Annotated in this window: 11 protein-coding genes and 1 CRISPR repeat array; of the genes, 2 read left to right on the forward strand and 9 right to left on the reverse strand. The window is 70.9% G+C overall.

Annotated elements, in window-relative coordinates; translation table 11 throughout:
* Positions 1–5: 5 nt before the first annotated feature.
* From cas5 to ACWCYY_RS11370, 4 genes are read right to left on the reverse strand one after another with little or no spacing between them, the layout of a single operon-like run.
* Positions 6–683 carry a CRISPR-associated protein Cas5 gene (cas5, locus tag ACWCYY_RS11355; RefSeq protein ID WP_449795800.1) on the reverse strand — a complete coding sequence of 226 codons (678 nt, stop codon included), beginning with the start codon at positions 681–683 and terminating at the stop codon, positions 6–8.
* Positions 680–1705, reverse strand: coding sequence for a type I-B CRISPR-associated protein Cas7/Cst2/DevR (gene cas7i, locus ACWCYY_RS11360; RefSeq protein WP_449795801.1), 1026 nt, complete (start codon positions 1703–1705; stop codon positions 680–682). The genes cas5 and cas7i overlap by 4 nt, the downstream gene beginning before the upstream one ends.
* Positions 1702–3123: a hypothetical protein gene (locus ACWCYY_RS11365; RefSeq protein WP_449795802.1), complete on the reverse strand. Its 1422-nt coding sequence runs from the start codon at positions 3121–3123 to the stop codon at positions 1702–1704. The genes cas7i and ACWCYY_RS11365 overlap by 4 nt, the downstream gene beginning before the upstream one ends.
* Positions 3120–3773, reverse strand: coding sequence for a CRISPR-associated endoribonuclease Cas6 (locus tag ACWCYY_RS11370; protein ID WP_449795803.1), 654 nt, complete (start codon positions 3771–3773; stop codon positions 3120–3122). Before ACWCYY_RS11370 ends, ACWCYY_RS11365 begins: the two co-directional genes overlap by 4 nt.
* Positions 3774–4093: 320 nt before the next feature.
* A CRISPR array of direct repeats spans positions 4094–4784; the repeat unit is 30 nt; unit sequence GTCCTCATCGCCCCTCAGAGGGGTAGCAAC.
* Between the two features lie 299 nt (positions 4785–5083).
* On the opposite strand from ACWCYY_RS11370, the gene ACWCYY_RS11375 reads away from it, so the two are divergent.
* Positions 5084–5533: an NUDIX hydrolase gene (locus ACWCYY_RS11375; protein ID WP_449795804.1), complete on the forward strand. Its 450-nt coding sequence runs from the start codon at positions 5084–5086 to the stop codon at positions 5531–5533.
* Between the two features lie 292 nt (positions 5534–5825).
* Positions 5826–6662, forward strand: coding sequence for a TrmH family RNA methyltransferase (locus tag ACWCYY_RS11380; protein WP_449795805.1), 837 nt, complete (start codon positions 5826–5828; stop codon positions 6660–6662).
* Between the two features lie 4 nt (positions 6663–6666).
* Here the strand turns inward: ACWCYY_RS11380 and ACWCYY_RS11385 are convergent, their stop codons facing one another.
* Genes ACWCYY_RS11385 through ACWCYY_RS11405 form a run of 5 tightly spaced genes read right to left on the reverse strand, consistent with a single transcriptional unit; the run spans position 6667 to position 11546 of the window.
* Positions 6667–7668: a glycosyltransferase gene (locus ACWCYY_RS11385; RefSeq protein WP_449795806.1), complete on the reverse strand. Its 1002-nt coding sequence runs from the start codon at positions 7666–7668 to the stop codon at positions 6667–6669.
* Positions 7665–8522 carry a glycosyltransferase family 2 protein gene (locus ACWCYY_RS11390; RefSeq protein ID WP_449795807.1) on the reverse strand — a complete coding sequence of 286 codons (858 nt, stop codon included), beginning with the start codon at positions 8520–8522 and terminating at the stop codon, positions 7665–7667. Before ACWCYY_RS11390 ends, ACWCYY_RS11385 begins: the two co-directional genes overlap by 4 nt.
* Complete coding sequence (locus ACWCYY_RS11395; RefSeq protein ID WP_449795808.1) at positions 8519–9301, reverse strand: HAD family hydrolase; 783 nt, start codon at positions 9299–9301, stop codon at positions 8519–8521. Before ACWCYY_RS11395 ends, ACWCYY_RS11390 begins: the two co-directional genes overlap by 4 nt.
* On the reverse strand, positions 9298–10314 hold the full coding sequence (locus ACWCYY_RS11400; RefSeq protein ID WP_449795809.1) for an NAD-dependent epimerase/dehydratase family protein: 1017 nt from the start codon (positions 10312–10314) through the stop codon (positions 9298–9300). The genes ACWCYY_RS11395 and ACWCYY_RS11400 overlap by 4 nt, the downstream gene beginning before the upstream one ends.
* A 35-nt stretch (positions 10315–10349) precedes the next feature.
* Positions 10350–11546: a polysaccharide pyruvyl transferase family protein gene (locus ACWCYY_RS11405; RefSeq protein WP_449795810.1), complete on the reverse strand. Its 1197-nt coding sequence runs from the start codon at positions 11544–11546 to the stop codon at positions 10350–10352.
* Positions 11547–11552: the final 6 nt, after the last annotated feature.

The raw sequence follows: 11552 nt of genomic DNA on the forward strand, positions 1-11552 counted from the left end.
CTGTCTCAGGCCGAGGTGGCGGCGGTGGTGAAGTGGGCGGCCGGGTGGACCGGTGGGAGCAGCAGAACAGCCTGACCGTCGGTGTCCGAGGCGCTGTCGGGCACCGCTGTGCTGCTGCGACCACTGGTGTCGTGGCGGTAGTCACCCCAGACGGTCCGCTCGCGCCCTGGGGCGACTGCGGTCGGCAGGCGCAGCAGCGTGCCCTGAGCCTTGGGGAAGGCGGGGACGATGGCACCGCGCTGTTCGCCCGCGTCGGGGGCGAGGGTGGTGTGGTGGAGGCGGATGCCGACGAGGTCTTGGCTGCGGCCCAGCCGCAGTGGCCATACCGGCCGTCGCAGCCGGTGCCACCACTGCTCGGTGTCGTCCAGCAGCCACACGTTCAGTTCGGTGTCTGCGAGGAACTCGCGGGGGCTCGGAATCGGGGTGGTGGCCTTTCCGGTGGCTTCCAGTGGGTGGTAGGTCTCCAGGTCGACGCCGGTGCCGTCGGCGTGGAAGGCCATGGCGAAGCGAAGGCCGACGTCGACGTTGTCCCAGCCGCCGGCCGCCGCCGCGAGCAGGCCCGCGACGGTGGACGGGGGCGGGCACGGGTGGGTGACCTGCACGCCGGAGAAGAGGTGGTTGCGGAAGGAGACCACCGGTGCGGTCAGGGTCACCCGCAGCGCTGGGGCCGGAGCGGCCGTCATGCCGCGGGGTCCTCGAACCAGGCATCGTGCTCGCCTCCGCCGATCCGGTCGGAAAGGCCGTTGAGGATCACCCGGGGGTGCCCGAATCGCACCGCGCCGCATTCGACGAGGTCGGCGAGGTCCTTGCTGGCCCGCTCGCGCTGGTCACCGAGGAAGCCGGGTGCCCAGCCGATCAGCACCGGGCCGTCCAACTCGTCGCTCCACGCCTCGATCTCCTCGCGCAGCACATCGGCCTGGAAGACCACCCGGCCGTCGTGGGCGCCGATGATCCGGGTGAACGGGTTCACCCCGCCCTTCACTGGGGCGAGCAGCAGCAGTGCCGGCGCGCGGTCGCCGTAGTGGAGGGCCTGCTTCGCGCCACCGCGGACCGCGGCGAGCGTGCGCAGTACGGTGTCCACCCGGCGTCGGCGCTCCGCCAGTGGCAGGCGCACCGCGCCGATGCCGCGCAGTGTCGTCTTCTCTGCACCCGCTTTGACGGCCTCCTGCGCGGCGGCCGGGCTCAGCGCGGTGCGCAGGCCCGTGCCGTCGGTCTCGAAGACCCCGACGCGGGGAAGGTCCAGGAGCACATCGCCGGCCAGGGCGGCGGTGTAGAGCTCGTGGGAGTGGATCACGGGGTGCTCACCGGCGGGGAAGTCCCGGCTCATGGTGCCGAAGTCGCTGGTCGGGCGTTGGGGGACGATGGAGACGAAGGTGCCGGTGGCGAGCACGGTCTCGCGGCCGTAGCTCTCCTTCTTCACCGCGACCATGTAACCGAACAGGTCGTCGTCCAGGTGCCGGTCGGGACGGCCTGCGGTGTAGGCCTGCTGCTTGGCGCCGGAGCCGCTGCGGGTCACCGGCGAGCGCGACTCCTGCGCCGGCAGGCTGTCGCGCAGCCAGCGGCGAAAGGCCTGCGCGGAGACGTACGGGTAGACGTCGCGGCCGACCCGCATCTGCTTGACCTTGCCGTTGTTGTCCTCCGCCAGGCCGTTGTTGGGGGCTCCCGCCACCACGTCCAGAACGATCTTGCCGACCAGATACGTCACCGCTGCTCATCCTCCGTGTCGAACGTCATGGCTTCGAGGTCGCGGGGATCGAGGTCGTCCTCGACCTCCTCCTCCAAATGCTCGGGCTTCCAGCCGAGCGTGTTCAGCTCCTGCAGCACACCGACCAGGAGCATGTCCCGGTGGAACCAGCCCGGGTTGTGCGAGACCGGGCTGAACAGCAGCTCGAAGCCCCGTTCCGTCACCAGCGGTCCCAGCGCCCCGGCTGGCGGCTTCACGCTCCACTGCACGCCCTGGGAGGTCAGCCACCAGCGCAGCTTCGAGGGGTCACGCAACAGCGCGCGGAAAGCGCGCAGTTGGCCGCCGGTGTTGGCGTCCTTCAACAGCACAGCCACGTTGCGGGCGGTCCTGGCGATCTCGGTCAGGTCTTTCTCGGTCATCAGCATTACCTCGGTAGCAAAGGAGTTGAGCAGCACGGCCAGGGCCTTGGCCCGGGACCGGTCGCACCCGGAGCGGGTCAGGCACGCGAGCAGCCGGCCATGACCGGCTCCCACGATCCGGTGGGGCGAGCGGAAGACGTTGCGAGCCAAGGCCACGAGTCCGGGCGCCGAGGCACTCGCGTGGGCGCGCACGAGCTCCGCGAAGCCGGCCCGTCGGGCGCCCAGCCGCTGGGTACGGCGCAGCCATTCGGCGAGCGGCTGCTCCAGTGCGTGGGTCTCCAGCTCCTGGCCGCGGTTGTTGTTGTTGAACACCACGAGCTCGACGGCCGCGCCGACCGGCTGGCGGTGCGTGCGCAGCGCGATCAGCGCGGCCACCTCACGCGCGTCGCTCTGCCGCTTGCTTGCGTCGCCGGTGGCGGCGAGCATCCGGTTGTGGTCGACCTGTTCGGCGACGGCGTGCTGGAGGAAGTCGTCGTCCCAGCTGTGCAGGGCGATGGACTGACCGCCGGTCAGACGCACCCCGTAGGGCAGGGCGTAGAAGCTGTTCAGGCAGGGCCAGCACAGGGCCATCCCTTCGTGGCCTCGCGGGGTGGAGTTGCGGTAGGAGTGGCTCGCGGCGAGCGGCACGTCGCTTTTGCCGTAGAACCCGACCGCCTGGCGCGAGCACAGCGCGCAGACCGTCTCCGGCCAGTCGGCCGACTCTGGCAGTGTTCGCCACTGCTTCACGCGGTCCGTCACCTCGGTGTCGGCGCGCTTGCCGTTGCTGGGGTGGTTCATGGCGGTGTTGGGGAAGAACGAGTAGCTGACCTTCAGCCAGAATCCGTCCGGTGCCTTGCTGTCGCGCCCGAGCGCGGCACCCGCCGCGTCCCTGGTCATGTGCGCCAGCGCAGCCTCGAACTCGGCCGTGCCAGTCTGGCTGGGAGGATTGTCGCCGGCCAGTGCCGCCAGCGCGAACGCCCCGACCCGCTGCAATGGATGTGCGGTCAGTACCAGTTGGCACTGCTCGGTTGTCTTCGTCACGCCGTCACCCAGCCGAAGCCGGCCGAGTTCGCCTGGCCCAGGCCCCAGCTCCAGAGCGCCTGCAGCGTCTCAGGGGCACCGGTCAGCTCCACCTCGACGGGCGCCCCGGGCTTGGCGCCTTGCCCGACCGCGAACGACCGCTTCGGGCCGACCCACGACACAGACTCAAGGCTCACACCCGTGTCCACGCCCAGTGTTTCGGCCTTACGGCGCAGGTTCCCTTGGAAGTACGCCGGCCACTCCGGCTCCGTCGGCAACACCCACGCCCCCCGGGGTCCCAGGGCGCTGCCCTCGCCTTGTTCGGAGCTCTTCATGACCACCGGCGTCGCGGTGCGCATCACCGCCCTACCGTCCGCGAACTCCGGCGGCGCCACCACACTGACGCCCGTCAGCCGCAGCGCCACCCCGCCCCAGTCCAGCAGCTCACGCTCCGCGAACCCGGCCGCCAGCGCCTGCGCGATCTCCGGCACCGGACTCCCGAACTCCACCACCCCGGCACCGCCCGCCGCGTAGCGGCGCGGCTTCCGGCGCGCCGCCGGGAACACCGGGGCGCTGTGCCCGAACGGCGCCATCCCATAAGGCCCTTGGCCCTTCTCGTGCAGACGGCTCCCGAGCTCCGGCGCAACCCGGCCCAACACGTCGTAGACCATCCCCCGCCCCGGGGCCAGCACGCTGCCCCACGGCACCTCCGACGCAGCCGTCACCACTCCCAGCCGCACCCTCATCCGAACCCCAACGCTCAAATAGCATGGCAAATAGGCGTACTGATGAACCACCAGTCGCGCACCACAGGACCCTAGAGGCCACCACTGACAGCCGCCACGAGAATGCATACAGTCACCACCCGGTGCCCGCCCCACCCCCATCGCCCAAGCCCACGACCAGGGCCGATGCATCACCAGCCACTCGCTGCAGAAGATCTCGTCGAACCCAATCGACACCACACAACCACCAGCGGCTTTACCCTGGGGTCCTCATCGCCCCTCAGAGGGGTAGCAACAAGACGGCGCCGCAGTCCTCGCCCTTGAGGTGGGCGTCCTCATCGCCCCTTAGAGGGGTAGCAACGTGATCGCGGCGCCGTGGCCGCGCACCGGTTCGACAGGTCCTCATCGCCCCTCAGAGGGGTAGCAACATGGCGCGGCGGCCGGAGGTGGCCTCCTCGTACTCGGGTCCTCATCGCCCCTCAGAGGGGTAGCAACCGGACCAGCTTCAGGATGTAGCCGGCCACCACACCGCGTCCTCATCGCCCCTCAGAGGGGTAGCAACTCCTCCAGGGCGAGCTCCACGATCCGGGCGACCAGTCCTCATTGCCCCTCAGAGGGGTAGCAACGCGGCCTGGTGGTACGGGCACACGCCCGCGGCCGGTCCTCATTGCCCCTCAGAGGGGTAGCAACCGGGGACTTCCGAGGGTGGACGGGTGCGGAAGCCGCGTCCTCATCGCCCCTCGAAGGGGTAGCAACGTGGAGGCGACCTTTACTAACACCGACCCTGTGGTGGACGTCCTCATCGCCCCTCAGAGGGGTAGCAACATCAGCTCCGGGTTGGTCGTGGCCGCCCGCACGCCGGTCCTCATCGCCCCTCGAAGGGGTAGCAACCGCTTGTGAATGATGTCCACGCCGATGAGTTGGCCGGTCCTCATCGCCCCTCGGAGGGGTAGCAACATGCAGGCTGGGCAGTCCTCCCGGCAGCCCAGGTGGTCCTTATCGCCCCCCCCGGAGGGGTCGTAACGTGGCGATGACGACGCTGGTCCACCCGGAGGCGAGGTCCTCATCGCCCCTTGGAGGGGTAGCAACGTGGTGTACCTGACGAACCCGTTCGGGCGCGGCTCGGTCGGGGCCAGCCTGACGACGCCGCTGCCGTAATTGCCTTCCTTCGCCGGCTCCACCGCATCCTTCGTCAGCGCGTAGACGTTGAACATCGACGGCGACTGACAGCCCAACTGGCCACCCTGACAGGCACCATGGAGACCACCATGCCGAAGCAGCGCGTTCGCGCCATCCTCGTCACCCCGGCGGGCACCACACTCGTGATCAAGCGCATCAAGCCCGGCGCTGACCCGTACTGGGTCCTCGTCGGCGGTGGTGTCGAGGACACCGATACCAGCAACGAGGCAGCCCTGCTGCGCGAGATCCGCGAGGAGATCGCCGGCGAAGCCGAGGTCCTGCGCCACCTCCACCAACTGACGAACACCGCCGGCGAGACGGAGCACTTCTACGTCGCGCGGGTCACCAGGTGGAACTTCGCCGATCGCTCCGGGCCCGAGTTCGAGCGGGACGACCGTGGTGAGTACCTCCTTGAGGAGATCCCCCTGACCCCCGAGGCCATCGGCGCCCTCAACTTGATGCCGCCTCGGTTCAAGGACGTGCTGGCTGCCGAGGCCGGAGCTGGCGGCCTGCTGGCCACGCCGTAGCCTCGTGGGCTTCCGAAGAGACCGCTGCGAGTGGCGCGTGAAGCTGTTCAGGCTGCTGACTGGATTGCGGCGCGGAAGCCCGCGACACCGATTCTGCGTACGGATCGGCTAGGCCCGCACCATCCTGAGCGCCGGTGCCGACGATGCCGAGATCTGTGGTGCCTCAGCCCCACGCCCCGGATGAGCCGACGGCATTCCCAGGCAGGCTGCGCGTGTAACCTTCGAGGTGCGCTGGTGCGGACTCCGAGGGCTCGGAACGCATCGTGGTTGTCGGCTCACCTTGGAGGAACAGGTGCCAGCGGTCCAGCGGATGAATTCCCGCAACGCCCGGTTTCAGCAGTGGGAGTCGCTGCTGACCAACCGCAACAAGCGGACCCGCGCTCGCGAGTTCCTCGTGCAAGGCGTCCGTCCCATCTCGCTGGCAGTCGAGCATGGCTGGCCGATCCATGCGCTGATCTACGACGGGAAGCGGAACCTGTCGCGCTGGGCAGAGGACCTTCTCCGTACGGTGAAGGCCGAGCGGATCTCGATGGCACCGGACATGCTGGCGGACCTGGGCGAGAAGAACGAGAACGCCCCGGAGGTCATCGCGGTGGTCGGCATGCCGGCCGACGACCTCGGCCGCATCGAGGTCGAGGACGACTTCCTTGGGGTGCTGTTCGACCGGCCCACCAGCCCGGGGAACATCGGAAGCATCATCCGGTCCGCCGACGCCTTCGGCGCGCACGGGCTGATCGTGTCGGGGCACGCCGCCGACGTCTACGACTCCAAGTCGGTGCGGGCCAGCACTGGCAGCATCTTCGCCCTCCCGGCGGTCCGGGTGCCGTCGCCGGCCGAGGTGACCGAGTGGGTGGACGCCCAGCGGGACCGGGGGAAGCCGGTCGTGCTGGTGGGTACGGACGAGAGGGGCGACTGCGACGTCTTCGACTTCGACTTCACCCAGCCGACCCTGCTGCTGATCGGTAACGAGACCACCGGGCTGAGCAGCACTTGGCGGGACCTGTGCGACTACACGGTCAGCATCCCGATGACGGGCGCGGCGAGCTCGCTGAACGCCGCGAACGCTGCGACCGCCGTGCTGTACGAGGCTTCCCGGCAGCGGATCGCTGCCGGGAAGCGCTCAGCGTGATCGCTCAGGCCCACGTTTCTCCGGCTGCGGCCCGCTCATAGACCTGCAGGTACTTCGCGGCGATCACCTCGTGGCCCCACCGTTCGACAGCCACACTCCGGACGTACTCCGGAGTGGGCAGGCCGGCGAGGATCTGCCGGGCCTGCTCGGGAGCCGGAGTGTGCCCGGCCGCGATGACCGCTCCCACGTGGGTGGCGATCTCGGGCAGGCAGCCGTTGTCGCTGGCGATGACCGGAGTGCCGCTGGCCGCCGCCTCGGAGACCACGGTGGCGCCCGGTTCGATCCACTCGCCGCCGAACGGGCCGCCCCGGGGCTGGGACAGGGCCAGGAGCGCGCAGGCGTCGGCGAGCAGTTCGGTGCGGGCGGTGCCGCCGACTTCTCCGAGGTAGTCGACGGTGTTGGGGTAGTCGGTCAGGAGGCCGTGCAGGTAGTCCTTCTCCCAGGCAGGTCCGGCCACCTTGAGGGGCAGGCCGGCGGCCCGGGCGAGGGCGGCGGCCTCGCGTACGCCCTTGTGGGCGGAGACCCGGCCGAGGAACAGCAGGAACTCCTGCTTCTTCTCTCGGTAGGTGCACCGGTCCGGGTTGACCGGCAGCCGGATGACCGGCGCCGTGCGAGCTCCGGTAGCAGCGCGCTGGGCGTGGGAGAGGTACACCGCGTTGTTCCGGTTGGTGGGTGGGCCGGTGAGGTGGTGGGTGCGGACGGTCGGCCACGGCAGCGGTCCGTGCAGGAAGCCGTTGTCGGCGTGGTCGTGGACGACGTCGGGACCGAACGCCCGCAGCGCGCCCAGGGTGGCCGCCGCGTCGGCGGTGTCCACCGTGGTGAGCCCGGGCCGGTTCGCGCTGCCCGGTGCTCCGGCGAGGATGATCTCGCAGCCCGCGGAGAGCAGGCCGTCGAGCAGAGTGGCGACGACCCACTGGATGCCGCCGTAGCCCTGGGGCGGAACGGTGATCCACTGGGTGGGGTCCTGCCCGTAGCGGTAGGGCGGGTTCAGCATCGCCACCCTCATGCCGTCCTCCCCGTGTTCGGGTCCCGGTCGAGGACCTCGTGCAGTTCTCCGACGAGGACCGCACCGGTGTAGAGCAGCGCGAGGGCGGGCCGGCCGACGGAGCGGTTGCGCTTCCACTCCTTCGCCAGGCCCTGGGCGGCGGTGCGGCGGCGGACCTCGCTGCGGCCCTGCCAGTAGGCCCGCCGCAGGAGGTACCGCAGCCGCAGGCGGTCGGCGGGGATGAGGTGGCGGACTTCGACGTAGTCCAGGACGGTGTCCGTGGCACCGCGGGCGACGAGCTGCCGCACGAGGGTGGTGTCCTCGGCGGAGCTGAGCGTGTGCCCGGTGCGGCCGAGGTGTTCGTCGAAGCCGACGCCGAGGAGGCGGGCGTGGTCGAGGTCGAGGGCGAAGCAGCCGCCCCAGATGCTGGCGGGCAGGTCTGGGTGGTGCGAGCCGAGGTAGTGCAGCTGGCCGTCGGTGAGGAACCCGGGTGCCCGGCGGCCTTGGAGGTCGGCGGTGATGCGGGTGCCGACGACGTGCGCGCCGACCGCGAGGGCGGCGCGCACGTGCTCGATCGCCGCGCGGGTGGCGACGATGTCGTCGTCGAGGAAGAGCAGGTGCCGGGTGACGGCTTCCTTCATGGCCAGGTTGCGGCTGTAGGAGAGCCCGATGTTGCGCCCGTTGAACAGCACCCGGGCGCGCTCGTCCCGGGCAGCCGGGCCGAGCAGGCGGTGGATTCGCTGGTCGGCGGCGGTGTCGACGACCAGGAGCAGTTGGTCGTCGGGGCCGAGCAGTCGGCGCAGGCGCTCGGCCGCAGCGGGCAGGAGGCTGGCGCGGTTGCTGCACATCGCCAGGGTGAGCGGCGGGTTCGTCATCCTCTCGGCTCCTCTGCCCGGATGCTGCCCCGGCCCGGGGCCCTCGGCGGACTGCCGAGGGCGGGGCGGAGCGCGGCGAGGTCGGGGACGCGGCGGCTGCGGTGGGCGGCGGGGTGGTGGCGGACCTGCTGGCGCTCGGCGCGTACGGCTTCGTAGGCGGTCACGACGGCGGGGTCGATGCCGGGCGGGGTCGTCCAGCCGGTGGGCGGGTTGACCAGGGCGGCCTGTGCGCCGATCCGTTGCGCGGGGGCGGCGTCGTGGTCGGGCCGGTCGCCGACCATCAGGGTGGTGTGGGTCTGCCAGCCGAGCTGGTCGATGGCCCACTGGAGCAGGGCCGGGTCGGGCTTGGCGTGCCCGACGAGGGTGTCGAGGGCGACCAGGGCGAGGTGCTTGGTGGCGCCGGTCTCGTCCAGGACGGCCTGGCACTCGGGGGGCTGGTTGGCGACGACGCACACCGGCCGGTCGGCGGCGAGTTCGTCGAGGGCGTCGAGGGCACCGGGGATGATCTGCGCGAGCGCGGCCCAGTTGTGCCGGACCGCTCGCCAGCTCTCGGCTCCAGCCGGGGTGAACAGGCCGGGGCTGGCGGTGGCGGAGGCGCGGCGCAGGTAGAAGCAGCGCATCCGGTCGGTGAAGGTCTCGATCGTCAAGCGGGGGTCGGCCTGGGCGGCGCGTTCCAGGACGCCTTGGAGCCAAGCGAGTTCGAAGGGCTCGTCGTAGTAGAGGACGCCGCCGACGTCGGTGGCGATCGTGGCCACCGGGGTGGTGGGCGCGGCGGTCACCGCTGGGCCGCCGTCGCGGTGCGGTACCACTCGGGCTGGTCGTCGGCGCTGGCTTCGAGGACCAGGCTGGTGGTAGGGGTGACGGGGCCGTGCTGCTTGGCCCAGGAGGCCGTGGCGGCGAGGCCCTGGGCGAGCGGGGTGTCCTGCCAGTTGCCGAGCAGCACGCGGGCGAGTTCGCTGCTGGTGTAGGCGGCACGGACCTCCTCACGGGTTTCCAGGTGGCGGATCGGGTGGTCGGGGACGCCCATGGCGATCCGGACGGCGTGGGCCATGTCCAGGACGGTGCAGGGTTGTTGGCTGCCGACGTTGATCACCCGGTTCCAGTGGTTCGGGTTGGCGGCGGCGTCGAGGAAGCAGGCGGCGATGTCGTGGACGTAGGTGAAGGCGCGCTGCTGGCTGCCGTCGCCGTAGACGGTGATCGGTTCGCCGCGCAGGATCTGGTTGATGAAGATCGCCACCGCGTTGCGCAGGGGGTCGCCCATGTTCTGGCGCTCGCCGTAGACGTTGTGCATCCGCAGCGCGGTGAATGGCAGGCCCTGGAGGTGGGCGGTGATGGCGAGTTCGCGCTCGACGGTGAGCTTGGCGTTGCCGTAGCTGTCGGCGGGCTGCGGGTGGTCGTCCTCGCACATCGGCACGCGGCCGGTGCCGTAGACGGCGACGGAGGAGGCGTAGGAGAAGTAGCCGACCTTGGTGGCGAGGGCGGCGTTGATGAGGTTGATGCTGCCGAGCACGTTGACGTTGTAGTTGTGGTGCTTGACGGCGTGGCTGATGCCCTCGGCGGCGAACGCGGCGAGGTGGTAGACGGTGTCGAAGTGCTGGGCGGCGAAGACGTCCCGGACGATGGCCTGGTCGGCGATGTCGCCGACGATCAGGTCCGCGCCGTCGGGCACGTTCCCGCGCTTGCCGCCGTCGAGGTTGTCGAGGACGACGACGGTGTCGCCCCGGGCGAGGAGGAGGTCAGCGACGTGGGAGCCGATGAAGCCGGCGCCGCCGGTCACCAGGTGGGTGGGCACAGGGAGTTCTCCTTCGAAGGTGAGGGGTGCGGGGGTCAACTGCCCAGGAGGGCCTGGACGCGGCGGATGTCGCCGGCCGCGAGCGCGGTGATGGCGGGCAGTCGCGTGGCGAGGTGCTCACGCAGGGCCGCAGTCTCGAGTTCGGCGATCCGCTGGGCAGCGCCTTGATCGGCGGTGAACGCGGCGACGTCGTAGTGGACTTGGCCCGCCGGGACGTCGGTGCCGTAGGTGTCGGCGAGGACGCCGTGGAACTTCGGGGAGTGCCCAATGGCGACGGCCGGGGTGCCGCTGGACAGTGCGGCGATGGAGGCGTGCAGCCGCTCGGAGACCACCAGGTCCGCGCCGCCGAGCACCGCCTTGTACTCGGCGGCCCCGAGGTCGTCGTCCAGCACGTGCACGGCACCGTCGGGCAGGTGGCTGGCGATCTGCCGGGCGAGGATGCGGTCGTCGTTGTGCTCGCGGGAGTCGTGGCAGTGCGGCACCAGCACGATCGGGGCCTTGCGGATGTGGTGGAGCTGCTCGGCGAGGTGCCGCAGAGCGGCGAGGTGGCCGGTGTCGGTGACCTGGCTGTAGCGGGTGACGCCCCGGCTCGGCACGAGGCAGACGTACCCGCGGCCGGGGGCGAGGCCGGCCGCGCCGAGGAGCTGTTCGGTGCGGGCCCGGTCGGCCGGTCGAAGGAGAAACGCCGGGTCGGCGGACAGCCGGACCTTCTCCCCGGGCAGGCTGAGGTTCCAGGTGAGGTAGCGGTGGCTGGTGGCCTCGCGGACGGTGAGCAGGTCGCACGCCGTGGCGACGGTGGTGAACGCGGCGGCTTCGGCCGGGTCGGTGAACGGGCCGACCGACTGGCCCAGCATCGCGGTCGGCACGCCCGCGGCCTGAGCGGCGGTCAGGGCGAGCAGGTAGGGGGTGGAGACGCCGTAGTCGGAGGTGTGGAGGTCTCCGCCGGTGGCCAGGACGAGGTCGGCGTCCGCGATGAGCCGCTTCGCGCGCTGCTCCAGGTGTGCGGTGGTCTCCACCGGGCGGAGCTGGAACCAGGAGCGGGAGACGACGAACGGGTCGGCGACGCAGACGGCTCCGGTGTCGGCAAGCATCCGCTGGTCGAGGTCGGGGGTCTGGGTCAGGACGGTCACCCGGGTGCCGTCGTGGGCGAGTTGGGTGGCGAGCGAGCGGACCAGGGCTTCGACGCCCCGGCTCTCGCAGCTGGTCACGCCGGTGATCACGATGTTGGGCATGGGTGG

The sequence above is a fragment of the Kitasatospora sp. NPDC001664 genome, from assembly GCF_053596675.1.